This window comes from Pseudoselenomonas caprae (genome assembly GCF_008271345.1).
Classification (GTDB): Bacteria; Bacillota; Negativicutes; order Selenomonadales; family Selenomonadaceae; genus Selenomonas_A; species Selenomonas_A caprae.
The window spans coordinates 41,366-67,197 of sequence record NZ_VTOZ01000014.1; the positions used below are offsets into that span (position 1 = coordinate 41,366).

The 25,832-nt window shown below is 55.2% G+C and carries 17 protein-coding genes and 2 tRNA genes; 5 read left to right on the forward strand and 14 right to left on the reverse strand.

What is annotated here, in order from left to right; translation table 11 throughout:
* Positions 1–108: 108 nt before the first annotated feature.
* From sufU to sufC, 5 genes are read right to left on the reverse strand one after another with little or no spacing between them, the layout of a single operon-like run.
* Positions 109–552 carry a Fe-S cluster assembly sulfur transfer protein SufU gene (sufU, locus tag FZ041_RS07945; protein WP_149189187.1) on the reverse strand — a complete coding sequence of 148 codons (444 nt, stop codon included), beginning with the start codon at positions 550–552 and terminating at the stop codon, positions 109–111.
* Complete coding sequence (locus FZ041_RS07950; protein ID WP_149189188.1) at positions 542–1,777, reverse strand: cysteine desulfurase; 1,236 nt, start codon at positions 1,775–1,777, stop codon at positions 542–544. The genes sufU and FZ041_RS07950 overlap by 11 nt, the downstream gene beginning before the upstream one ends.
* Positions 1,770–2,603, reverse strand: coding sequence for a SufB/SufD family protein (locus FZ041_RS07955; RefSeq protein ID WP_255449306.1), 834 nt, complete (start codon positions 2,601–2,603; stop codon positions 1,770–1,772). Before FZ041_RS07955 ends, FZ041_RS07950 begins: the two co-directional genes overlap by 8 nt.
* Positions 2,603–4,012 carry a Fe-S cluster assembly protein SufB gene (gene sufB / locus FZ041_RS07960; protein WP_149189189.1) on the reverse strand — a complete coding sequence of 470 codons (1,410 nt, stop codon included), beginning with the start codon at positions 4,010–4,012 and terminating at the stop codon, positions 2,603–2,605. The genes FZ041_RS07955 and sufB overlap by 1 nt, the downstream gene beginning before the upstream one ends.
* A gap of 10 nt (positions 4,013–4,022) precedes the next feature.
* Positions 4,023–4,781 carry a Fe-S cluster assembly ATPase SufC gene (sufC, locus tag FZ041_RS07965; protein WP_149189190.1) on the reverse strand — a complete coding sequence of 253 codons (759 nt, stop codon included), beginning with the start codon at positions 4,779–4,781 and terminating at the stop codon, positions 4,023–4,025.
* Positions 4,782–5,127: 346 nt separating this feature from the next.
* Between sufC and FZ041_RS07970 the strand changes: the two genes are divergently transcribed.
* Both FZ041_RS07970 and FZ041_RS07975 read left to right on the forward strand, forming a co-directional pair.
* Positions 5,128–7,815 carry an EAL domain-containing protein gene (locus tag FZ041_RS07970; RefSeq protein WP_149189191.1) on the forward strand — a complete coding sequence of 896 codons (2,688 nt, stop codon included), beginning with the start codon at positions 5,128–5,130 and terminating at the stop codon, positions 7,813–7,815.
* Positions 7,816–7,828: 13 nt separating this feature from the next.
* Complete coding sequence (locus tag FZ041_RS07975; protein ID WP_149189192.1) at positions 7,829–10,024, forward strand: transporter substrate-binding domain-containing diguanylate cyclase; 2,196 nt, start codon at positions 7,829–7,831, stop codon at positions 10,022–10,024.
* 845 nt (positions 10,025–10,869) lie between these two features.
* Here the strand turns inward: FZ041_RS07975 and rsmH are convergent.
* The 6 genes from rsmH to FZ041_RS08005 form a co-directional block, all read right to left on the reverse strand.
* Complete coding sequence (gene rsmH, locus FZ041_RS07980) at positions 10,870–11,961, reverse strand: 16S rRNA (cytosine(1402)-N(4))-methyltransferase RsmH (RefSeq protein WP_149189193.1); 1,092 nt, start codon at positions 11,959–11,961, stop codon at positions 10,870–10,872.
* A gap of 8 nt (positions 11,962–11,969) precedes the next feature.
* Positions 11,970–12,791: a Cof-type HAD-IIB family hydrolase gene (locus FZ041_RS07985; RefSeq protein ID WP_149189194.1), complete on the reverse strand. Its 822-nt coding sequence runs from the start codon at positions 12,789–12,791 to the stop codon at positions 11,970–11,972.
* A 329-nt stretch (positions 12,792–13,120) separates the two neighbouring features.
* A complete protein-coding gene (locus FZ041_RS07990; protein ID WP_149189195.1) occupies positions 13,121–14,407 on the reverse strand; it encodes an adenylosuccinate synthase in 1,287 nt (428 codons plus the stop codon).
* Positions 14,408–14,561: 154 nt separating this feature from the next.
* Positions 14,562–15,854: an adenylosuccinate lyase gene (gene purB, locus FZ041_RS07995; RefSeq protein ID WP_075445151.1), complete on the reverse strand. Its 1,293-nt coding sequence runs from the start codon at positions 15,852–15,854 to the stop codon at positions 14,562–14,564.
* A 343-nt stretch (positions 15,855–16,197) separates the two neighbouring features.
* Positions 16,198–16,274, reverse strand: a tRNA-Val gene (locus FZ041_RS08000).
* A 48-nt stretch (positions 16,275–16,322) separates the two neighbouring features.
* A tRNA-Val gene (locus tag FZ041_RS08005) sits at positions 16,323–16,399 on the reverse strand.
* Between the two features lie 152 nt (positions 16,400–16,551).
* Here FZ041_RS08005 and FZ041_RS08010 point away from each other — a divergent pair.
* From FZ041_RS08010 to FZ041_RS08020, 3 genes are all read left to right on the forward strand, one after another.
* The gene (locus FZ041_RS08010) at positions 16,552–17,262 is read left to right on the forward strand and encodes a phosphatase (protein ID WP_075445147.1); all 711 of its coding nucleotides are present in this window, start codon (positions 16,552–16,554) and stop codon (positions 17,260–17,262) included.
* 37 nt (positions 17,263–17,299) lie between these two features.
* Positions 17,300–18,733 (forward strand): amino acid permease, encoded by a 1,434-nt coding sequence (locus FZ041_RS08015; RefSeq protein WP_149189196.1) that lies wholly within the window; start codon positions 17,300–17,302, stop codon positions 18,731–18,733.
* A gap of 111 nt (positions 18,734–18,844) precedes the next feature.
* Entirely contained in the window at positions 18,845–20,329 is a 1,485-nt protein-coding gene (locus FZ041_RS08020; RefSeq protein WP_075445143.1) for a class I adenylate-forming enzyme family protein, read from the forward strand.
* Positions 20,330–20,386: 57 nt separating this feature from the next.
* Here FZ041_RS08020 and FZ041_RS08025 read toward each other — a convergent pair whose 3' ends face one another.
* The 3 genes from FZ041_RS08025 to FZ041_RS08035 form a co-directional block, all read right to left on the reverse strand.
* A complete protein-coding gene (locus tag FZ041_RS08025; RefSeq protein ID WP_149189197.1) occupies positions 20,387–23,416 on the reverse strand; it encodes an efflux RND transporter permease subunit in 3,030 nt (1,009 codons plus the stop codon).
* On the reverse strand, positions 23,413–24,510 hold the full coding sequence (locus tag FZ041_RS08030; RefSeq protein ID WP_149189198.1) for an efflux RND transporter periplasmic adaptor subunit: 1,098 nt from the start codon (positions 24,508–24,510) through the stop codon (positions 23,413–23,415). Before FZ041_RS08030 ends, FZ041_RS08025 begins: the two co-directional genes overlap by 4 nt.
* A gap of 689 nt (positions 24,511–25,199) precedes the next feature.
* Entirely contained in the window at positions 25,200–25,814 is a 615-nt protein-coding gene (locus tag FZ041_RS08035) for a TetR/AcrR family transcriptional regulator (protein ID WP_149189199.1), read from the reverse strand.
* Between the last annotated feature and the right edge of the window lie 18 nt (positions 25,815–25,832).

The following is a 25,832-nucleotide window of genomic DNA, read 5'->3' on the forward strand; positions in this document are numbered from 1 at the left end:
CCTTCCTTTATCCACATTTATTTACACATATCCACAGGAAAAATCCACAAAACGTCGCCTTTATCCACAGTTATGCCGTGGATATCCCCAACATTTTGTGGATAAGTATTACTGTTTGTTATTATTTCCGGATTTCAAGGCATCATCCAACGTATGCCAAGCCAAAACCGCGCATTTGACGCGAGCCGGCATATGCGAGACATTCTTGAGCGCCAGGGCTTCATCCAGCTCCTCCAGCTCTTCCTCATCGGTAATCTCGCCTTTGATCATGCTGATGAATTTCTGAGCAAGACCGCGGGCCTCCTCGACGGATTTGCCGCGGATCAGCTCGGCCATGATGTCCGTGCTGGCCTGGGAGATCGCACAGCCAATGCCCGTGAAGGCCGCATCCTTGACCATGCCGTCCTCCACCTGCAGTTCCAGCGTGATCTCATCGCCGCAGCTCGGATTGCGGCCCTTCACCGAGCAGGTCGCGCAGCTCAGGTGATGTTTGTGGTCGGGATTGCGGCTGTGCTCCCCGAGTACCTCCGTATATACGTCATCAAGCGCCATAACCTAATACCCCCCGTACCTTTTTCAGCGCCGCTATCCAGCGGTCGATATCCTCGCGCGTGTTGTAGAGATAGAAGCTCGCACGGCAGCTGGCATTCTGGCCGAGATAACGATGCAGCGGCTGGGCGCAGTGATGGCCCGCACGTACAGCGACACCATCGTTATCAAGGATTGTCGCCACATCATGGGGATGGACATCCTTGATGTTGAACGCGATGATGCCCGTCTTGTTATCCCGCGTGCTGTCACAGCCGTAGAGCTCGATATAGGGGAGCTCTCTGAGCTGCGGCAGAGCATAGTCCACCAGGTCTTTTTCGATGGCTTCGATGCGGTCGAAGGTGATTGCTTCGAGATAGTCGATAGCCGCCGTGAGACCTGCCGCCCCACCGACGTTCTGCGTGCCTGCCTCGAATTTCGCCGGCAGCTCCGCCCAAGTCGATTCCTGTTCCTGCACGTATTCGATCATATCGCCACCGCGCAGGAAGGGCTCCATCTTGTCAAGGATCTCGTACTTGCCATAGAGCACGCCAATGCCCATCGGCGAGAGCATCTTATGGCCCGAGAAGGCGAAAAAGTCGCAATCCAGCTCCTGTACATCGACGGCCATATGCGCCACGCTCTGTGAGCCGTCGATAATGCAGACAGCTCCGACACTATGGGCTTTCTTGACGATGCTCTTGACATCATTCTTGAGGCCGAGGACATTCGATACCTGCGTGACCGCTACGATTTTCGTGCGCTCCGTGATCTTCGTTTCGATATCCTCCTGCGAGAGGTTTCCATCTTCCTCAAGGTAGATGTATTTGAGCGTCGCCCCCTTGGTCTTGGCAACGAACTGCCAAGGCACCAGGTTGCTGTGATGCTCCGAAACGCTGATGACGATTTCGTCGCCAGCCCCGACATTCGCAAGACCATAGCTGTATGCCACCAGGTTCAGCGCCTCTGTGGCATTCTTCGTGAAGACGATTTCCTCGGAACGGCCCGCCTTGATGAATTGTGCCGTGCGCTTGCGCGCCGATTCGTAGATATCTGTCGCCTTGACCGAAAGCGCATAAGCCCCGCGATGCGGGTTGGCATTGCAGCCGCCATAGTAGCCGCAGATCGACTGGATCACCTGCTGCGGCTTCTGCGTCGTCGCGCCATTATCGAGATAAGCGATATGCCTGCCATCGATTTCCCCATGAAGCAAGGGGAAATCCTTTAGGAATTCCTGTGCATCAGCCATTTGCGAGCCTCCCCATCAATACCTTGTCAATCTCCGCTTTGAGCTCCTCGTCTTCAATGCGGTCCAAGACCGGATTGAAGGATGCCTCCACAATCAAGCGCTGGGCATCGGCCATATCGAGGCCACGGCTCATGAGATAGAACAGTTTGCCTTCGTCAATCTTGCCAACGCTTACGGCATGGTGGCCATCCACGTCATCCTCATGGGAGAGCATGACCGGAACGCTGCGGTTGCGAACTGTTGGCGAAAGCAGGACCACTTCCTCATTCTCGCGGCCCACAGATCCCTTGGAACCTTCGAGGAAGTCCAAGGTGCCGCGGAATATCTTATCGCTGGTTCCTAACAGTGCACCGCGAACCTGCATGTTGGCATCGGTACGGCGCCCCTTCTGGCGAATAACGTAGTTGAGGTCGATTTTGCTTTCGCCATCGCCGAAATAAAGCCCCCAAATATCACTAACGCTGTCATCGCCAGCCATATCCACCGTAAGCTCGGCCGCCGTATGACGTGCACCAGCTTCCACCGTAGTATAGCTGAATTTAGCCCCCTTGCCCACGTAAACTTTCACGCGGCTGATAGCTGCCGTATCATCAGGCACCAGCTGCGCATTCACCAGATGCAGCTCACCACCGTCGGCGATATGTACCTGTACTTCCAGCTGGCCACCCTCGCGGTTTACCAGGACAACTTCATCCTTCTGTCCGGCTTCCACGAGAATCTGTTTTTTCTTTACGTTATCACTGAGGTTTTCCGGAACCCGGGCTTCATTGACGCCCAGCCAGCGCCAGGTGCGCATCGGAATCTCAGAAAAAATTTTATCATCCATTAGCCGATAGTCCCTTCCAACTCAATATTTACCAGATTATTCATTTCGAGCGCATACTCGAGCGGCAACTCCTTGGCAATCGGCTCGACAAAGCCGCGGACGATCATTGCCCGGGCTTCTTCCTCATCAATGCCGCGGCAGGTGAGATAGAAGATCGCCTCATCACTGATGCGGCCTATCTTGGCCTCATGCCCGATGTCGGCCTCATCACCCTCGATGTCCATGACCGGCAGTGTATCGCTGCGGGAAAGATTGTCCAGCATCAGCGACTCGCAGTTGACCGAGCACTTTGCATGGGGAGCATTCTTCGTGACCTTGACGGCACTGCGGTAGGTTGCCATGCCGCCTGCCTTCGAGATCGTGCGCGTGTTGATGTTCGCTGACGTATGGGGTGCGGCGTGGATGACGCTGGCGCCTGTATCGAGGTTCTGCCCCTTCGAGGCGAACGTGACACCTGTGAACTCACAGCGGGCGTTCTCGCCATGCAGCACACTGCACGGATAGAGGCACGAGATATGCGAGCCGAACGAGCCAGACACCCACTCGATGATGCCGTCCTTCTCGACAAGGGCGCGCTTCGTGTTGAGGTTCATCATGTTGCGCGACCAGTTCTCGATGGTCGAGTAGCGCAAGCGCGCCCCATCCTTGACGAAAAGCTCCACGCAGCCGGCATGCAGGTTCGTGACATTATGCTTCGGTGCCGAGCACCCCTCGATGAAGTGCAGGCTCGCCCCCGGCTCCACGATAATCAGCGTGTGCTCGAACTGGCCAGCACCAGCTGCATTGAGACGAAAATAGCTCTGCAGCGGCATCTCCACATGGACGCCAGCCGGCACATAGACGAATGAGCCCCCCGACCAAACCGATCCATGCAAAGCTGCAAACTTATGATCCTTCGGCGGCACAAGTGTCATGAAGTATTCTTTGACAATATCCTCATGCTCACGCACAGCAGTCTCCATATCGGTGTAGATAACCCCCTGCTTGACCATATCCTCCTGAATGGAATGATAGACAACCTCCGAGTCGTACTGCGCACCGACGCCGCCCAGCGACGTTTTCTCAGCCTCAGGAATGCCCAGACGGTCAAACGTATCTTTGATATCCTCAGGAACTTCGTCCCAGCTGCCCGTCATCTTGGCATCCGGCTGGACATAAGTGACAATATCATCCATATGGAGTTCCTCAAGGCTCGGCCCCCAGCTCGGCAGCTCAAGGGAATTGTAGACCGCCAGCGAGTGCAAGCGAAAATCCAGCATCCACTGCGGTTCATGCTTACGCACAGAAATGTCGCGGACTACCTCCTCTGTAAGTCCGCTATGGGCTTTGTAGACTGAGCGGTCTACGTCTTTGATATCGTAGAGTGTACGCTCAATATCTTCTATATATGTTTTCTTCTTCTCTGCCATCCGAAATGCCTCACTTTGTTTCCGGCTGCGCCTCAAGGATATGCGTAAATCCACGGTTATTGATATCCTCGATGAGCTCAGCGCCCCCCTCTTCAACAATCTGGCCATTCATCAATACGTGTACCTTATCAACCTTGAGTTTTTCGAGGATACGCGTATTATGCGTGATAATAAGGCAGCTGTTCTCTTCGTTATGGAACTTAGCAACGCCTTCAGAAACGATCTGGACAGCATCAACATCGAGACCTGAATCCGTTTCGTCGAGCAGCGCCAGCTTCGGTTGCAGCATCAAGAGCTGCAGGATTTCATTGCGCTTCTTCTCACCGCCCGAGAAACCGACATTCATATAACGCTGCGCATACTCCGGCTTCATTTTGAGTTCCTGCATCTGCGCCTTCATGTCCTTACGGAATGGCAAAATCTTGACCTTATTCCCCGTGATGGTCTGCTTGGACGTACGGATCATGTTCTCGACCGTAATCCCCGGAATCTCCTCCGGCGTCTGAAACGACAGGAAGAGGCCCTTGCGCGCACGTTCGAAAGTTTTTAGTTCCGTCATATCCTCACCTTCGAACGTCATCGTACCCTCCGTAACCTGATACTTCGGGTGCCCCATGATGACATTCATAAGTGTCGATTTGCCCGAGCCATTCGGGCCGAGGATGACATGAACCTCTCCCTTGTTGACGGAAAGATTCAATCCTTTGAGGATTTCTTTATCTTCCACGCCCGCATGGAGATTCTTGATTTCCAAAAGCTTCTCTGCCATTATATAAACTCTCCTTCTATGAAAAAACGGTTCGTTGTTTAATCCTTAGTATTTTACTCGGGATTGATGTTTTCATTGTATGTGCTTTCATGCCAAAAGTCAATAGAAAGGCTCACGAACAATAAATTTCACACATAATTGAGAATATATATCATCGATAAAGACTATCTCGTTCGCAGCCTATTTCTTCGTCAGTTTTCTTCATTATAGGAAAAGATTTGCTCGCTTGAACTGCGATATTATGATAGGATTATAGATAGAAAACGCTAGGACTATCCGCCTATAAACGAACAACCATTGGCCTACGGATAGATTTTTGATCGACACGGGAAGAAGGGATGTTCCTATGCAATCATCACGATCATTTGCCACCAGATGCCGCCGGCTTTTGGCCGCACTTTTTACCTTTGGCCTGCTATTGACGCTGCTGCCTGCCGCTTCTGCCTATGAGCGCCAGACGCTGCGCGTCGGCTATACCGAATCGGCCAGTCATCTGACACGGGATGCCCATAATCATTATCACGGCATGCTCTACGAATCCATCGAAACGCTTGCTACCCATATTGGCGCAAACGTCATCTACATACCGGGAACAGCCAGTGAAAACCGGACGCGCCTGCAAAGCGGCGCCATCGATATCATCGCCCAAAGCGACAATCTGCGAAACTACGCTATGCCCGATGATATCATCTCACCACCAGCCGGAATCCGCACAATACCGCTGGCCCGCGGCATTGGCTGGCTTGAAATCAGCACGCGGAATCAAGCCCTCGCTCAGGCCGTCGATGACAGCCTGGACCAGCTCCGCAGCATCGCACCACTCTACACGCTCCGCTTGCTCGAAAAATACCGGGATGCTGGCGAACAGGGTGCGCTCAGCCTGACTCCGGCAGAAAAACGATATCTGGCCGAACATCCAGTCATCTACGCGATGGCTTCCCCGGGCCAGCCACCGTATACATATTTTCTCGGCGATGGCACCCATGCAGGCGTCATCTCAGATATCATGGCACTCATCGCCTCAGACCTCGGTATCCGCATTGAAGTCCTGCCCAATAGCGACCATGCTCGCATGATGCAGCAATTAACCGATGGTGATATCACTATGGTGGCCGACTTCTACTCTGACTACAACTGGGCCCATCAGCATAACGCCGATATTACGCTCCCCTATCTGACCATCAACTATGTCGCCGTCCTGCGCAAGGATCAAGAATTGCCGTCTACACCGATTGTCGCTTGTCCGCGCGGCCATTTCTACGCCCATAAATACATCGAATCCATGTATCCACCTGAGCAGCTGCGCTATTATGACACCGTACAGGAGTGCATGTTTGCCGTCAACAGCGGCCAGGCCGATATCACTTTTGCAAAATCCATCACAGTACAAGCTGACATCCATCTGGGCAACTACTACAATCTGTATACGAACAGCAATGTCGTCTTTTCCCACGATGTCTCTATCGCCGTAAGCCAAAAAGCTGATCCTATCCTTATCCGCATCCTCAACAAAGAAATCACGCATATTGATCCGCACCAGACTTCGAGCATCATCAACCGGCAGGTCTATACTATCCAGGGGCGGGATACTCTGCCCGCACTAATCTACCGCAACCCGATTGGCACGCTCGTCTGTTGCTCAACCTTGCTGCTTGCCATCATTATCGTCCTGCTGCTCATCATGCAGCTTAACAAACGGCATAATGAAGCACTTTATCGCGAAGCACACTACATCAAGGAAGTAAACATGTATAATCTGCGCTGGTTCGTCAACAACCTGCCAGCCAATATCGACCGCTACCGCGAAGAACGCGAGCACGGCAAGCTGTTCCTGCTCGTACTCTCCGCCCAGCATATCGCTTTCCTGCGCGAGCTCTACACACGTAAGACCTTCAATCAAGCCTTGCTTGGTCTTATCCAGCAGGCACGCGCCCAAAACGACTGGCTGCTCACACATGCCATGTCTTTGGACACGGTTTCTCTGGCTGTGCTCTGCCGCCTGCCCGCAGGCTTTACCATGGAGCAGTCCGCAGCCAAGCTGGCCCAGGATGCCAGCACCTGCAGCGTCAATGGCACCCCGATGATCATCCGCTACCATATCGGGCTCTGCGCCATCCCCACGACCGGGCCAATCAACGCTGCGGCGCTTCTGGACAACGCCATGCTGGCCTACGCCGAAAGCGTATCCCACGACAAGGAGATCAGCACCTACAACACCTCACTGCGCGAGCGCCTGCTCTATCGCAAGCAGATGGAGGACCTTATGGGCAAGGCGCTCAAGAATGGCGAATTCCAGGTCTACCTGCAGCCGAAATACGACATCGAGACCCAGACAATTGTAGCCGCTGAAGCTCTTGTACGCTGGCAAAGTCCTGAGCTTGGTTTCCTTATGCCAGCAAAATTCATGCACCTATTTGAACACAATGGGTTTGCCGTCCAGCTCGACTACTATATGCTCGAAACGGTCTGCCAGTACCAGCAGGAACGACTGGCTCGTGGCGAAGCCATTGTGCCGATTGCCGTCAATCAATCCGGCCTGCATATCACCGAGGAAAACTACCTGGCGCATATGCAGGACATCGCCGATAAATATCAGCTGCCAAACGGCAGTATTGAGCTTGAACTCACCGAAACCGCTTTTATCGACTACAGCGCCAACGATGCCCGCTACGATGCGGCCACTATTGTCGCCCAGCTTCGCCATATGGGCTTCTGCCTCTCGATGGATGACTTCTGCACCGGCTATTCTTCGATTGCCATGCTGCAAAACCTCCCCATGGATGTCATGAAAATCGACCGCACTATGCTGCTGGCCGCGGAAAAATCACCACGGTCACTGACCATCCTGCGCCACATCGTCGAACTCGGCAAGAGCCTCAATATGAAAGTATTGACCGAGGGCATCGAAACCCGCCAGCAGGAAAAACTACTGCTGGCCATTGGCTGCCGGTTCGGGCAAGGCTTCCTATTTGCCCGCCCCATGCCTTTAGCAAATTTCGCAGCATTTCTTGAAAAACATTCCATTAAGTCCTAAAAGGGGTTTTACCATGCATTTTGTCCAAAAGCTAAGCTGCCTGCTGCTAAGCTTGATACTATTGGCACTGCCGCCCACGAGAAGTTTTGCTGAGCCGCCTGCCTATCAGACCATCCGTATCGGCATCGCCAATGACCGGCGCCCCGGCCCAGCCAACGATGCCATCCGGCTGCTGACCAGCTATAACACCGCCTATTTAGCAGAAATCGCCAAAATCACGCATTGGCAATACGAGATCTACCACGGATCGGCTGCGGACTGCCTGCAGCGGCTGCGCGACGGCCGTCTCGATCTCGTCGCACCGGTATGCAGCGCCGCTTTCGCGGACGAAAACTTTCTTTTCTCCGATGGCTACTCCTGCTATGCTGTGCTCGGCCTTTATGCCCGCGGCGATAATACGTCCATCGATGCCGACTATGCCGCTACCATCAACGGCTCCACCATCGGCTTGCTCGCCAGCGACGACATCAAGAGCCGTCTGCAATTCTACATCAACGCCAACGGCTGGTCCGTAACCCTGCGCACCTACCCATCAGGCGATGCGCTCAATGCCGCCCTCCAGAAGGGGGAGATCCAGCTCATGGCCAGCACCGTATTCAACCTGACGGGCACCGAACGCTGGGTTTCCTTCGTGACCACCATCCCCCAGCAATACCTGACCACTCCGGCCCATACCACACTGATGAGCGAGCTGAATCAGGCCATCCTGAATATCGAGATGACGAATCCTTCGTTCGAGACACGTCTGGAACGGGAATACCTCGATCCAAGCATCTACAAGATGGCCCGCTACTCCGAGCAGCAGCAGGCCTATATCCGCACGGCGCCGACCGTACGCGTGGTCTTCCCGGGCACCTTTGCCCCGCTTGTCCAGAAGAACAATGACTTCGGCAATATCTACGGCATTGCACCAGACATCCTGACGCTGCTGATGAATGCCACAGGGATTGTCTTCCAGTCCAGCATCGCCAGCTCGTACGATGAGGCAGAGCGCATGCTGCGCACCCATGATGCCGAGGCCATGTTCGCCGTCTATGTCAACGATCCCAAGCTGCAATTCATGCAGTTCTCCAACAATATCCTCTGGCTGCCATTCACCCCGGTCATCGCCCGGGCCAGCAGCGACACCGCCCGCCCGGAACGCATTGTCCTGCCGACCTGCTATACGGGACTGCGGGATTTCTTCCAGCGTCTCAATCCGCAGGCAAAAGTGACCGAGCTGGCTGACCCCGAGGAATGCCTCTACGCCGTCGAACAGGGACAATATGACTGCACCTATCTGCCGCAGCCATACCTGTCCAAAAACAAGAACGTGCTGCTGCACTTCCAGCTCAAAGTGCTCGAAAGCACCACGGTTTCCGTCCCCCTTTGCCTGATGTTCCGCGCGGACGCGCCCGAAACGCTCTGCCGCACAGTCAATACAGCACTCTTGGGCCTGCCGCAGAACCAGCTGGCACAGATCATACAACGCAACAGTGAGCCGGACGTCTCCTTTGGCTATCTGTTGAGCCAGCACCCGCTGTCGTTGACCATCGGCCTGCTGATTGTCTTCACCATCTTGGCCACGGCCATCTTCCTGATGTACCGCAACCGCCTGGAGCAGGAAAAGAACCGCGTCCTCCGCGCGCGTGAACTCGAGCTCCAGCAGGCCCTTGACGCGGTGGAGATCCTGCAGGAAGACCGCGATAACTACAAGCATAACGCGGAAACCGACCATCTGACTGGCTGCCTCAACAAGGCCGCCATGACTGCCCAGTGCCAGCAGATTTTGGAAAAGATCCCGGATAACTGGTCAGCCGCCTTCTTCATTATCGACCTCGACCACTTCAAAGAAGCCAATGATACCTACGGCCATCAGCGCGGCGACGATATCCTCGTCGAATTCTCCAGCATGCTTTACGACATCCTGCCGCCCCGCACGCATATCGGCCGCTTCGGCGGCGACGAATTCACCCTGCTCATCGTGCAGGAGGACTGCGGCGACTGCGTAGCTTATGCCAGCATGCTTGCCGAGCTCATCCTCGAGCAAACCCGCGGGCTCATCGTCTGCGGCACGCCAGGCAACGTCACCGCCAGCATCGGCGTCGCTATCAGCCCTGCCGGCAGCGGCGACCGCCGCAATCTCGACAGCATATTCCGTCGCGCCGACCGCGCACTCTACGACGTCAAAGAAAGCTGCCGCGATAGCTATCGGATTTATCAGCACTGAAAAACGCTGGGAAATGCACGTCATTTCCCAGCGTTTTTTACTGTATATTCCGCTCACAAAAACTCCGGCCCAAATTGCAGTTTGTAGTTCCCTTTTCTTATTCGCATAAAGCCGCGCCGCCGGACAGGGGAGTACCAACGCTTCACTTAGATGCTTTGCTAAAAATATTTTTTGCCTTTAACTAAGCATTGAAAAAGTTCCCAAACGCGCTTCGCTTGAACGGTGTGAATTTTTCAACGAAATGTGAGGGCAAAAAATATTTTCTTTACGCAAACCATCAATGTTACGCTTATGGTACTCTCCTGTCCGGCGGCTTTACGTTTGGCAATAGCTCTGAACTTCTTCAAATTGCTGATGCGCTGGTGGGGGACGTTCCGTGCGCAGGACAGTCGCTCCAGACAGAAAAGAGCACTACCCCGTTCGCCCCTTTGGTAACGGAAATCTGAGATTGTACGAATCGTTTCTCCCGTAACAAGCACATCGATGTAATTCGTGACCTATCGCCGGAACAGAGCAGGATTATCCCAACATAACGGAGGGCGAGGGTGGGTACACTTTCTTCGTAGACGGAGCGACTGCCCGAACGCAGTGAGGGATGGCCCGCGGTAGATAATCACTAGAACGTCTAGATGTATTGGCGCGCCGCCGGCTTGCCCGGCGCATGCCAATAAGTGCGTACAAGGGTATCCGCGCGGGTCATTTAGCGGAGCGGAGAAAAAGAGCACCCACCCTCACCCAAGCTGAGCTGCTCCAAGCCTATTTTCAGCTCGCACGAACAAACAAACTGCAATTTATCACAAAAAGTCCACTGGCACATTTCTGCATCAGTGGACTTTTGAATCCATCTACTCCTCACTCTTGACTGCCCAGCGCAGTTTTGTCGAGTGGGCGCGGCTATTGCGATAGCATTCTTCCCTAGTCGGACGGATGACATCTTGGGCAATATCCGCATAGATGCCTTGCTGATGGAAAGCCTTGAAGGCTTTCTTGACGATGCGGTCTTCTCCCGAATGGAAGGTAAGGATGGCGGCACGGCCGCCGGGGGCGAGGGCATCGGGAAGTTTTTCCATAAATTCGTAGAGCACTTCGTACTCATGGTTGATATCGATGCGCAGGGCCTGGAATACGCGGGCGCTGCTCTTCTTGATGAGCTCTGCCCGTGCCAGAGCCTGTTTCTTCGTGCTGTAACCAGCCCGCTCTGCCATCTCCCGGGGCAGTTTTACCTTAGATAGTGCCTGCCCGATGGCCTCGTGCAGGTCCTTCGTCGTCTTTATCGGCCGGCGGCGGCGCGTCTTTACGATATAGCGGGCGATTTCGGCGGCATAGGGCTCGTCGGCATTTTCCTGCAAGAGGCCTTCCAGTTCATACTCGTCAATGTCCCGGAGCCGCTCGGCGGCCGTGATGCCTGCCTCGGGATTCAGCCGCAAATCAAGGGGCCCTTCGCTCTTATAAGTGAAACCGCGCTCCGGATTGTCAATCTGCATGGAGGATACGCCAAGATCCGCGAGAATGAAGTCGAAAGGCCCCACCTCACGCGCCAGCTCGTCAATCTGGCAGAAGTTCATATTGCGCAGCTCCCAAATAGCCTCGGAAAAACCCTTGGCCCGGATACGCGCCTCGGTCTTCTTCGACTCTATCGGGTCAATATCCCCGCTGATCAGGTGCCCTTTTCCCTCGAGTTTTTCCAGCATCGCTGAGGTGTGACCACCATAGCCCAAGGTCGCATCAAAGCCACGTTCACCGGGCTTTATGGCCAGCACCTCCAAGATCTCATCCACCATGATGGGAATATGCATCCCCGCTGGGGTATTGCCCTTGGCGATGACATGGGCAACCTCATCGCCATATTTTTCCGGGTTCAATTCCTTGTATTTTTCTTCGAAGCGCCGCGGATATTTCCCGCTGTAATGGATGCGCCGTTTGTGCTGCTGCTCCATCAGGCACCTCACATAGAAAAATGCTTCGAAAGCGTCACGGCGATGCCATCCTCATTATTGGAAAGGGTGACTTCGTCAGCAATCGCCTTGAGCTCCTCGCAGGCGTTGCCCATAGCGACGCCATAGCCGGCAAATTCCAGCATGCTCATATCGTTCTGGGCATCCCCGAAGGCCATGACTTCACTCTGGTCAATGCCCAGGCAGTCACAGGCATGATCCAATGCACTGAGTTTGCTGACGCCCTTGATGGTACCCTCGTAGAACCAGGGGGCCGACTGGACAAAGGACATCTTATCTTCAAAGCCGCGGCGGATATCTGCCAGATGCGGCACGAGGATCTCATTTGGGGCAGCCGTCAGGATCTTTACCGGATCGAAGCCGCCAGCGGCCACAGCATCGGCAATATTGTCGACAATTTTTATCTTGAGGTTGTTGTTGCGGCTTTCGTCCATGACTTTATGGCGGCTGGCATCCGTCGTGTAGATATACTCCCCATCATCGACGATAGGCGAAAGCTCCGGCCACTGCTCCAGGTGACGCAGGAATTTGACCGCCAGCTTGTTATCGATACTGCTGTCAAAAAGGATTTCCTTCGTCGTAGCATCCTCAATGCGGCCGCCATTGTAGGAAATGCGCAGGCCGTGATATTTCTCAAGCTCCAGCGCCTCGGCCTCACGTTTGAGCCCCGGTGCCTGGCGTCCCGATACCAATGCGACTACCACCCCCTGCTTCTGCAGGCTCATGATTGCCTCTTTCGTCTTCGGCGTGATCACCTTATCATCATTATTGAGCGTACCATCAAGGTCAAATGCCAACATCTTATAAGCCATATTTCTGTCCTTTCTTGACTGAAAACATAAATATCGATATAATGAGTGTAGAGAAGGTGCTACCGTTAGACGGTCAGCCCCGCATATAGTTTCAGCTTGAAGAAGCCGCCCTAGTTTGTGAGACTGCAGGGCGGTTTTCTTATGCCTTTATGGCAACGATCATGAGAAGCGTCAAAAGCATCAACGCGAAAAAATCATATTTCGTCATCCGCATCGCCCCTCTCCGGGGCTAAGACTTACCGCCTGCCTAATAGGTAGCACCGCCGACATTATAGCATAAAAGCCCATCTACTGACAATCCAGCAGATGGGCTTTCCTATTACGCAAAATCAAAAGATATCTTTGGCGATAACGATAGTCTCATCGCGGTTCGGGCCAACGGAAACGATGCCGAGGCCGATACCCGTTACCTCAGCCATACGCTCGAGGTACTTGCGGGCATTTTCCGGCAGGTCTTCGTACTTGCGGACCTTGCTGATGTCGGTCTTCCAGCCTGGGAAGGTCTCATAGACCGGCTCAACTTCTGCCAGCACCTTGAGGCTGGCCGGAATCTCGTTGAGGATTTCGCCTTTGTACTTGTAAGCGACGCACATCTTGATCTCGTCGAAGCTGTCGAGGATATCGAGACGCGTCACAGCCATGTAGTCGATGCCCGAAAGCAGGCCGGCATAGCGAACCACGCAGGCATCGAGCCAACCCGTGCGGCGCGGACGGCCCGTGACAACGCCATACTCATGGCCTTCCTCACGGATTCTGTCGCCGATCTCATTGAGCTGCTCCGTCGGGAAGGGGCCTTCACCTACGCGGGTGCAGTATGCCTTGACGATACCGACCACCTTGTCGATAGCGCGCGGTGCTACACCGCAGCCAACGCCAACGCCGCCCGAAATCGGATGGGAAGCCGTAACATACGGATAGGTGCCATAGTCGATGTCAAGCATCGTAGCCTGCGCACCCTCGAACAGGATCTTGCGGCCCTCTTTGACTTCCTCATTGAGCAGGGCAATCGTGTCGCAGACATAAGGACGCAGACGGTCAGCATAGCCGTTGTATTCCTCGAGGATCTCCTCATAGTTGAGGGGCTCATGGTCATAGAGCAGCTTTAATTCGCGGTTCTTGATTTCGAGATTCTCCTTGAGGCGTTTAGCGAACTCTTCGCGGTCGATGAGGTCGCAGACGCGGATGCCGATGCGGTTATCGCGGTCGATGTAGCAGGGGCCGATACCATTCTTGGTCGTGCCAATCTTGTTCTTGCCACGGGCTTCATCGCCAATGCCATCCATCAGGCAATGATACGGCAGAACGACATGGGCACGGTTCGAGATGCGGATTCCCGAAAGGTCGATCCCACGAGCAGCCAGTGCATCCATCTCCTCGAGCATAACCTTCGGGCTGAAGGCAACACCGTTGCCGACGACACAATGCGTGCCCTTGAACAGGATGCCCGACGGCATCAGGCGGAGCTTATAGGCCTCACCATCGACGACGACCGTATGGCCGGCATTGCTGCCGCCCTGGAAACGGACGACCGTCTCAGCCTGCTGGGCCAGATAGTCTACGATCTTGCCCTTGCCTTCGTCGCCCCACTGGGTACCGGTAACTACTACTGTTGACATAAGATTTCTCTCCTTAATAACCGCTGTCCACCAGCTGGCAGACCAACTATGGCAGCGAATCCATCCCGCAAAGCCTGCAAAAAGCCCCTACGGGTATAATAACGCCGTAAGGGCTCAAAGGATTTGAGCCCACGGCTCATCATAACATATTGAATTACAGACCGAAACGCTCGAAAATCATGTCGACGCGGCGGATGAAGAACTTGTAATCGAAGCAGTCATCGATTTCTTCCTTCGTCAGATACTTCGTGATATCCGGATCGTTTTCGACGCTCTCCTTAAAGTCTTTGCCTTCCATCCAACGTTTCATGGCATTGCGCTGTACCCACTTGTAGGCATCCTCACGCAATACGCCTTTGCTGACGACAGCCAGCAGCAGACGGGAGCTGTACATGAGACCGCCCGTGCGGTTCATGTCGTGCATCATCTTCTCCGGATAGACGAGCAGCTTATCAATGATATTCGTGAGCTTCTTCGTGCAGTAGTCGAGGTTGATCGTCGTATCCGGCAGGATGACGCGCTCAACGGAGGAATGAGAGATGTCGCGCTCATGCCAGAGCGTGATGTCTTCCATAGCTGCTACGGCATTGCCACGGTTCAGGCGGGCCATGCCCGAGATGCGCTCGCAGTTGATGGGGTTGCGCTTGTGCGGCATAGCCGAGGACCCCTTCTGGCCCGGGGAGAAGTACTCCTCGGCCTCACGGATATCCGTGCGCTGCAAGTTGCGGACCTCGGTCGCGATTTTCTCGAGGGTGCTCGATACGATAGCCATCGTCGTGACGAACTCGGCATGACGGTCGCGCTGGATGACCTGGGTAGCCAAGCGAACCGGCTGAAGGCCAAGGGTCTTGCCGACCATTTCCTCGATGCGCGGATCGATATTGGAGTAGGTACCGACAGCACCCGAGAGCTTGCAGACCGAAACTATTTTCTTCGCATGCTCGACGCGCTCGATATCACGCTCGATCTCAGCGCTCCAGAGCAAAAGTTTCAGACCGAACGTCATCGGCTCCGCATGGATACCATGGGTGCGGCCAATGCACGGCGTGTGCTTGAACTCTACCGCACGGCGGCGCAGCACCTCAAGGAATTTCTTGAGATCATCGATGATGATGTCAGCAGCATCGCGCATCATCATGCAGTATGCTGTATCCTTGACATCGCTCGAAGTCAGGCCTTTATGGACGTACTTGGAATCATCACCAACATTTTCGGCGACGTTGGTCAGGAAGGCGATGATATCATGATGCGTAACGGACTCGATTTCCTTGATACGCTTGACATCAAATTTAGCCTTGGCGCGAATGTTCTTCGCAGCCTCAGCCGGAATCTCGCCGATCTCGGCCATTGCGTCGCAGGCAGCCATCTCCACATTCAGGATCTGCTGCCATTCGTTCTCGATGGACCAAAGATGGCCCATCTCCGGGTTGGTGTAACGTTCGATCATTAGTGATTTCCTCCTCATTTTCCTGGCGGCGTCACTGCACCGCGGAAGTGAAAACACGACGAAAAAACTCAAATTGACCTCTCACCTTGGGGTGCAGGCCTCATTTTGAGTCTGGAGATTTCCTTATTTCCCTTGACTATAATAGCAAATCTTGCCTGTCACTGTCAACGAAAACTATTGTTCAAACACACTTGTGCACAAGCAAGATACTAGCCATCAAACCATCACCGCCTTACAGGAAAAACCAAACCAACGCTAAACTTTGTTGCCTCCAGACCTAACCAGTTTTTCAGAATTCAAAAAGAGAACCAAGGTTTCCCCTGATTCTCTAAAATATTCAATATGGTGCTCGCTGAGGGATTCGAACCCCCGACCCCCTCCATGTGACGGAGATGCTCTAGCCAACTGAGCTAAGCGAGCAGATAAACAAAAAGGACCCGTCGTCAGACGAATCCTCAACTTTCTTAATGGTGGGGTTAACAGGATTCGAACCTGTGACCTCCTCGATGTCAACGAGACACTCTAACCAACTGAGCTATAACCCCATGTCATAACGACAAAATTTATTATACAGGCACCTTTGCTGAATGTCAACACTTTTTCACAAAAAAGTTGCAGAAAACGCACTTTTCCTGATTAGCAGTCTGCTATATAATAGTAACCAGTGATTTTGTTTTTATCAGGAGGCTTTTCTGTAATGATGGATTTACTGGACGTACATACACATACCATTGCGAGTGTCCATGCCTACAGCACCCTGCGCGAGATGATTACTGCCGCTAAAGAAAAAGGCCTGCAGCTTATCGGCATTTCCGACCATGCACCGGCCATGCCCGGCGGATTCCATGAGTTCTATTTCTGCAACTTCAAGGTCATCCGCCCCGAGGCCTATGGCATCGATGTCGTCATGGGTGCCGAGCTCAACATCATGGATTTTTCTGGCTCCATAGACCTCAAGCAGCACCTGCTCTCGCGTCTCGACTATGCAATCGCGAGCCTGCATGATCCCTGCATCCGGCCGGGTACGCGCGAGCAGAACACGGATGCACTGCTCGGCGCCATGCGCCAGCCCAAGGTGCGGATCATCGGCCATCCCGATAATCCGCTGTATCCGGTCGACTTCGACGCGCTGGCCAAGGCAGCACGCGAGCATAACGTGCTGCTCGAGGTCAACAACAGCTCCTATACCCCCGGCGGCAGCCGCAAGGGTTCCCGTGAGCTCGCAGGCGAGCTGCTCGCCGCCTGCAAAAAGCACGGCACCATGGTCATCATGGGCAGCGATGCACATATCGACCTCGACGTCGGCAATCACGAATACGCGCAGGAAATGATTGCCAGATACGGCTTCCCCGAAGAACTCGTCATCAACAGCGACCCGCAGAAATTCCGCGCGTTGCTGAAAGGCTGAATCTCGCCCATATATTTAGGAAGGACTGACACACTCTATGAATTTATTCCGCACCAAGAGCATTGAGCAGATGCGTGCCGCTGCCGAAAACTCCGGCATGGCCAAGACACTCGGCGCCGTCGACCTCATCCTCTTAGGCATCGGCTGCGTCATCGGCACCGGCATCTTCGTCCTGACAGGCGTCGCTGCTGCCAAATACGCCGGCCCAGCTGTCACTATCTCATTCATCCTCTCAGGCCTGGCCTGCGCACTGGCTGGGCTTGCCTATGCCGAATTCTCTTCGATCGTACCGGCCTCGGGCAGCGCGTATACCTATACCTACGCCTCCTTGGGCGAATTCATCGCCTTCATTGTCGGCTGGAATCTCATCCTCGAGTACACCGTCACGGCCAGTGCCGTCGCCTCGGGCTGGTCAGGCTATGTCACCGGTCTCCTGCAGAGCGCCGGCATCGAAGTCAGCCATGCGCTGACCCATGTACCGGCTGACGGCGGCGTCATCAACGTCCCCGCCATCCTGATTACGCTGCTGCTTACCTTCTTCTTGATCCGCGGCACCCAGGAAAGCACGAAGCTCAACCGCATCCTCGTCTTCATCAAGCTGGCAGCCGTCTTCATCTTCCTGCTGCTGGCCGGGCCCCATGTCGACACGGCAAACTGGCAGCCCTTCATGCCGTTCGGTGCCTCGGGCATCGCCGCCGGCGCGGCCATTGTCTTTTTCGCCTACATCGGCTTTGACGCCGTCGCGACTTCGGCGGAGGAATGCAAGAACCCGGCCCGGGACCTGCCGATCGGCATCATCGGCTCCCTCGTCGTCTGCACGGCACTCTACGTCATCGTCGCTGGCGTGCTCACAGGCGTCGTGCCCTATACCGAGCTCAACAACCCTGAGCCGGTAGCCTTCGCCCTGCGCTATATCGGCTACAACCTTGGCTCGGCCGTCGTCGGTGTCGGCGCTATCGCCGGCATCACCACCGTGCTGCTCGTGCTGCTTTACGGCCAGGCCCGCATCTTCTTCGCCATGAGCCGCGACGGCATGGTCCCTGCCCGCGTCTGCAAGATACACAAGCGCTATCATACCCCGTATATCGTCACGGTGCTCGGCGCTATCTTCGTCTCGCTGATTGCAGGCTTTGCCCCGATCGGCCTGATTGCCGAAATGGCCAACATCGGCACCCTCTCAGCTTTCCTCGTCGCTGCCATCGGCGTCATGGTGCTGCGCATGACCAAGCCCGACGTGCCGCGCGCCTTCCGCTGCCCACTGGTCTGGCTTGTCGCTCCGCTCGCAGTTCTCGCCTGCGGCTATCTCATGGCCCATCTGCCCCTTGACACCTGGATCCGCTTCCTCGTCTGGTGCGCCTTCGGCTGCCTTGTCTACTTCGGCTATAGCTACCAGCACAGCACCGTCGGCATTCAGCAGCGCAAGATCCGCCATCTGAAGAAATATCCGCCAGCCGAACCTGTCAAAGAATGATTTCCCAGCAATTTTCGCTTTGACAAAGGTTAGTACCTGGTATAAAATTATCATCATCCAATCGATACTATCCGACATTCACTTAGTTTATAAATAAGAAAGAGTGATGAAATGTTTATTCATGACCTCATCCGTCAGGGCGCACCTGACGCTATGGCCATTATTGACCACCAGCGCCGTTTTACCTATAAAGACTTCCAGGATGCAGTAGACGCTTGCCGCAACCGCCTCTACGCTGCCGGTGTCCGCCAAGGCGACCGCGTCGGCATCTTCTCGCGCAATAGCGCTGAGTTCGTCTTCGCCTTCATGGGCACGGCATCCTTAGGTGCCATTGCTGTCCCCATCAACTTCCAGCTCAGCAGCCGCGAGATCGCTTACATCGTCAAGGATGCCGGCATCGAAACGATCCTGACGTACCAGCCGCTGAATCTCGCTGACGCCATGGCTCAGCTGCGCTGTGACCTCAAGGTCGCTCAGATCGATATCCGCAACATCGGCAAGCCAAAAACAGGCATCGCCGAGGCGCCGAAGCTCTCGGACTACTTCAGCGAGGACAACCCGTGCGAGATCATCTACACCTCGGGCACGACAGGCAATCCGAAAGGTGCCGTCCTCTCCCATCGCAACATCGTGGCCAACACCCAGCAGATGTCGTTCATGGGCTGCAAAGCCGAGCACAACGTTCTCTGCGTGCTGCCGATGTACCATGTCTTCGGCCTGACCTGCTCGGTCTTCTATCCTTTCAGCGTCGGCGCGACGGTTGCCATCCTTGACTCCTTCACGCCGAAGGAGACCATTGCCACGATCCGCGACGAAAAGATCACGGACCTCTATATCGTACCGTCGATCTGCAGCCTGCTGACAAAACTCGCCAGCGAAGAAGACATGAAGACTGTCCGTCTCGTCGTCAGTGGCGGCACGACCCTGCCACTCAAGATCCAGCAGGACTTCATCGGCAAGTTTGGCGTCGATATCTGCGAGGGCTACGGCCTCTCCGAGACGTCGCCTGTTGTCACGATGAACCCGCCCCAAAAGGCCAAAGTCGGTTCCTGCGGTCCGATTGTCCCCGGCCTCAAATGGAAGCTCATCGACGATGCCGGCAACGAAGTCGCGCCGGGCGAACCGGGCGAGCTCGTCGTCAAGGGCGATAATGTCATGCTCGGCTACTGGAATCTGCCAGATGTCACCCATGACGCTATGCGCGGCGGCTGGTTCCACACAGGCGACGTTGCCCGCGTCGACGACGAAGGCTATATCTACATCGTCGACCGTATCAAGGACATGATTATCAGCATGGGCGAAAATATCTACCCGCGCGAGGTCGAGGAGCTCATCTACCAGTTCCCGGGCGTCTACGAAGCCGCTGTCGTCGGCATCGAGGACAAGCTGCGTGGACAGGCAGGTGCCTGCTTCTATAGCGTGCACGAAGGCGCTGATGTCAACGTACGCGCCCTCAAGAAGTTCCTGCAGGCCAACCTCGCGCTCTACAAGATCCCGCGCGAATTCCACCAGCTCGATAAATTGCCGCGCACCACGACCGGCAAGATTGCCAAGAAAGATATCCTGAAACAGTTCCAGGAAGGTAAGATCAAATAAAAACAAGCCTCGTTGCATCACACAAGATGCAACGAGGCTTGTTTTTTATCCAGCCAGTCACGCGCTGCGCCGCCCATGGATCAGCTCGTAGACCGTCGGCACGACAACAAGTGTCAATAGTGTCGAGGTGATGACGCCGCCGATGATGGCGTGGGCCATCGGGGCGCGGGCCTCAGCTCCTGGGCCAAGGCCCAATGCTATCGGCAGCATGCCGAAGACAATGGCCAGGCTCGTCATAAGGATCGGCCGCAAGCGGATGCAGCCGGCCTCGACCAATGCCGCCTGGCAGTCCTGACCCTGCCGCATGCGCTGCTTAGCGAAATCGATAAGCAGGATAGCGTTTTTTGTGACGAGCCCCATCAGCATCATGATGCCGATAAGCGATACGAGACTTATCTCGCTGCCCGCAAGGAACAGGCCTGCCAAGGCACCGATCAATGCCAGCGGCAGGGAGAACATGATGGCAAAGGGCTCACTGTAGCTCTCGAACTGCGCAGCCAGTATCATGAAGATGAAGGCGACAGCCAGGCCAAGTGCCATGGTCATATTGGCAAACGAATCATCCATATCATTGCTGGCCCCAGCCTGACCGACCTTGTAGCCAGCCGGTATTTCCATGTTCTCCAGCTGTGCGAAGAACGCCTCATTGGCCTCGCCCATCGAAGTCCCGTCGACATTGGCCGTCAGCCGGATCTCCTTCTGCCGGTCATAGCGGCGGACATCGCTGGCACTGGTCGTATACTGCCAGCTGGCAACCTGCGAGAGCGGCACGAGCATCGCCCGGCCAGCCACCTGGCGATCGCTGGGCACATAGACCTGCCGCAGCATCTCTGTCCGGCTGCGGCCGTCAGCAGACAGGCGCAGCCGGATATCGACACGTTCATCCTTGTCGCCGAACTTGCCCACCGTAGTGCCTGAAAGCAGCGTCTGCAGCGTCGTGCCGATGGACGAGGAAGAAATACCCAGATCACTGGCGCGGTCGTCGCGCAGCGCCAGATTGAGGTTCGGCAGCCCCGCATGATACGTCGACGCAATATCCTGCACCCCCTGCACCTTCTCCAGCTCCTGCTGTACCGCATCAGCCAGCGGCACAAGCTCCGCCTGCGAAGGGCCCGTCACCGAGATAGCCAGGGGCTTGTCGTCGCTTTCCACAAAATCTGCCCGCACGCCGGGAATCCCATTGAACCGCTGGCGTACCTCCGCAATGATCTCCTTCTGCGAGCGGTCACGCTCCTTCTTCGGCACGAGCTGCACAAAGAGATTATGCTCGCGATTTGCGGTCGTTGCATAGACATGACGGACCTCAGGAATCTGCTGCAAGACCTGCGTGAGTTTCGCAGACTGCTTGTCCATGGCCTCAGCTGTCGCATCCGAGGCGGCCTGTACCTTGGCCGTGAACTGCGCCTGATCCGTCGTCGGCATAAAAGTCGACCCCAATAAAGGAAACAGGCAAAGACTCAGTAGAAACAATCCCGATGCTGTTCCCAATACGCGGCCACGGAAGTCCTGCAAGAGATACGCCAGGGTCTTGCCATACCAGTCCGTCACACGCGCCAGCCCCGCCTGCCAGTACGCCCAGGGACGTTGCAGGAATCTGGGCATCGCGGGCTCACCCACAGGCAGGTAAAGAGCCGCCATCATCGGCGTCAGTGTGAACGAAACAAACAACGACACGAGGACCGCAAAGGCTATCGACAGGCCGAACTCCTTGAACATCTGGCCATCGACCCCCGACATGAAGCCCACAGGCAGGAACACTGCCGCCACCGTGAACGTCGTCGCCATGACTGCCAGCGCAATCTCCTTCGTGCCATCGACAGCCGCCTGCTTGGCATCCTTGCCCATCTGGCGGTGACGGATGATATTCTCGATGACGACAATGGCATCATCAATGAGCAGGCCTACCGATAGCGATAAGCCCAGCAGCGACATACTGTTGATGGAAAAGCCCGCCAGCTTCATGAACAGGAACGTCGAAGCGATCGAGGCTGGTATCGCCAAGGCACTGATTACCGTACTGCGCCAGTCGCCGAGGAACCAAAATACGATGGCCACGGCAAAGATGCTGCCGATGATGAGGTCAAACCAGACCTCGGCAATCGACTCCGAGACCCGCGCCGCATCATCGCGCACCAGCTGCAGCTCCATGCCAGCCGGCAGCTCGCCCTTCAGCTGTTCAAGCTCCTGCTTGACGGCGGTCGCCACCTTGACGGCATTGCCGCCCGACTGCTTGCCGATGGCGATGCCGATTGCCGGATGGCCATCATAGCGCGCAGTCGAGGTGATATCCTTTATCGTATCCCTTACCTCGCCGACCTGCCAGAAATAGATGGGCGTATTATCGCGCGTGGCCACAATGGCCGTATCAAACTGCTGCACTGCTGTGAAATTGCCCGCCGTGCGCACGGAAAGCTGCTGAGAATCCGTTTTCAGTTTGCCAGCTGGCACATCCTGATTGACAAGCCGCAACTGGGAGGCCACCTCAGCCGGTGCCAACCCGAAGGTATTGAGCTTTTCTTGGTCGAGCAGCAGCTGGATTTCCCGTTCCTGCCGCCCGCTTATCGTTACCTGCCCGACGCCGCTGATTTTCTGCAAACGCGGCTTCAGCACATCATCGACAAAAATACTGATTTCCCGCAAGCTCGCCGTATCCGAGGTAATAGCCAGCGATACGACGGGCTGCGCATTCATATCAAAGCGCGAAATGACCGGCTCCTTGACCGTATCGGGAAGTTCTCCGCGGATAGCACTGATCTTGTCACGCACCTCCTGCGCTGCCTCCGCCGGATTGACGCCGAAGTTGAACTCCACATTGATTTCCGCCTCGCCCTCGCGCGAAGTCGACTCGATATGCTTGACCCCGCGCGCTTCACCTACGGCCTCCTCGACCTTCTGCGTGACCTGGGCATCCACCTGATCGGGCTGCGCCCCTTCATAGGTGATGCTTACCGACACATATGGCAGGCTCGTATCTGGCATCTCATCGACATTCATCTTGCCATAGTTGATGATTCCCATCAGGATCATCGCAGCTAGGACGACCGTCGCGAAAACCGGCCGTTTGATACTGATTTCCGGTAAACTCATTCCTCCGCTCCTATCTGTACGATATTGCCATCTTTCAATTTGTCGAGGTTATCGGTCAGGATGATCATGCCTTCTGCAGCCCCATCGGTGATCTCGATACGGTCACCGAGGATATCACCAGCCTTGACGCGAACTTTCTTCGCCTTGCCATCCTCGACAGTGAAGACATACTGCACACCCTTTTCTCCCAGCACAGCCTTCTGCGGCACAGTAAGTACCGGCTGCGGTTCGCCGAGATCCAGCTGCACCTGTACAAACATGCCCGGCTTCAGCAGCAGATCCGGATTGTCCACGCGGATCTTGACCTGGAACATACGGTTCTCCTTGCCCGCCACGGGGCTTATCACATCGACCACACCGCTGAACGTCTTATCCGGATATGTATCGACTGTGACAGCCACGGTGTCCCCCATCTTGAGATGCGCCATATCACGCTGCTCAACCTGGATGACAACATGCACTGCATCAATCTGCTCCACAGTCATGACCTGATTCCCGGCCACAACGTTCTGCCCATTCGTCAGGTTCTTATTGGCAATGACACCATTCACCGGACTTACAACAGTCGCCTCAGCAACCTGCTTTTCCGCACTACTGCAATTGGCCTGGGCCGAATCGTAATCCGCCTGGCTTGCCAGCATCTTCGTGCGTGCACTGTCGAGCTGCTGCCGCGAATACGCCCCTTTTTCATAAAGCACTTTGCAGCGCTTATAATCCTCACGGTCATTGGCATACTTGGCCGCCATCTGATTGACGCTATTCTGCGCGACACGCAGTGCATTGCGCAGCTCGACCATATCGAGTACAAAAAGCGCCTGCCCCGCACGCACAGCCCGCCCATCTTCCACCAGCACCTGCGTGACCTGCCCGGAAAACCGGCTGCTTATGATGGACGACGTCAAGCCCTCCACCGTCCCCGACAACGGCATCGTCGCCGGCTTCATGGTCAGCGCCACCGTGTCCGCCGACACCGCCAGAGGCTGCTGGCCGCCAGCCGCGCCATCATCCTCTGCTCCAGCCATCCGCCACCCCATAATGGCCAATACTACAGCAAAAATCCCCAGCATCATCATTCGCGTCTTATGTCTTTTCATTCTGAACTCCCTTTATTGACTCGGGTCAGTAATAAACAAAAAATTCCACTGATATAAAGAATAAGCAAAACTTGCAGTTTGTATGTTCGTGCGAGCTGAAAATAGGCTTGGAGCAGCTCAGCTTGGGTGAGGGTGGGTGCTCTTTTTCTCCGCTCCGCTAAATGACCCGCGCAGATACCCTTGTACGTACTTAGTGACATGCGCCGGGCAAGCCGGCGGCGCGCCAATACATCTAGACGTTCTAGTGCTTATCTACCGCGGGCCATCCCTCACTGCGTTCGGGCAGTCGCTCCGTCTACGAAGAAAGTGTACCCACCCTCGCCCTCCGATATGTTGGAACAAGCCTGTTCCTTTCCGGCGATAGGCAACGAATTACATCGATGTGCTTGCTGCGGGAGAAACGGTTCGTACCATCTCAGATTTCCATTACCAAAGGGGCGAACGGGGTAGTGCTTCTTTCTGTCTGGAGCGACTGTCCTGCGCAGCAGGACTGGGCCGTAAGCGCATAAGCTAGACTCCGATGTGTACGCCGCGACCTGGTGACGGGAGCAGGTAACTAAGTCCGCAGAACTAGGCATGCGGTCCATTTAGCGGAAACAGAAAAAGTACTACCCCGAAAGCCCCGAGCTGCGCATTATCGGGATTCCTTTCCGTACGTCCTGACAAACTGCCAGACAAACTGCAATTGTTTATATTGCCCACGGAGCCGCCAGGCTCCCTTTCTGCATCCCCAGCAGCTGCTCCATCAGCCGCGTCGCCATAGCCTCCCGTATTTCCATCTGTGTCTCATCGATATCCCGCGCCTCCTCCGGCCACATCCCATCGGTGAGCCGCCAGAAGAAATCCATGCTTTCTGTAACATGCTCTACCTGCATGCTTCCCTCGCGATTGCCCTGCGCGATTATCGCCCGCAGAAGCGGGTTGAAGCCCTGCTCCAGGACACGCTGCCAGATCTGCAAGACCAGCTCCTTCTTATGCTCATCCCAAAGCTCGTCCACCAGTGCCTCAACATCGTATTCACGCCCCATAAGCCCAAGGAACAACCGTAATTTCTCTACCGCTGCCAGCCCTCCAGCCTTGCGCTCATAATCAGCAACGAACTTTTGCGTCCACTCTTCAAAAATGGCCTGCAAAATATCCTCCTTGGTCGGGAAATAATAGAAAAAGGTCCCCTTGGCTACCCCAGCAGCCTTGCAGATATCCTGCACCATCGTCTGTTCATAGCCTTTTGCCAAGAACAGCTCCTTGGCAACGGTAATGAATTCCTGCCGGCGCTCCGCCGGATCCTTGCGTACTCTCGCCATAAAAATCTCCTTATTGAC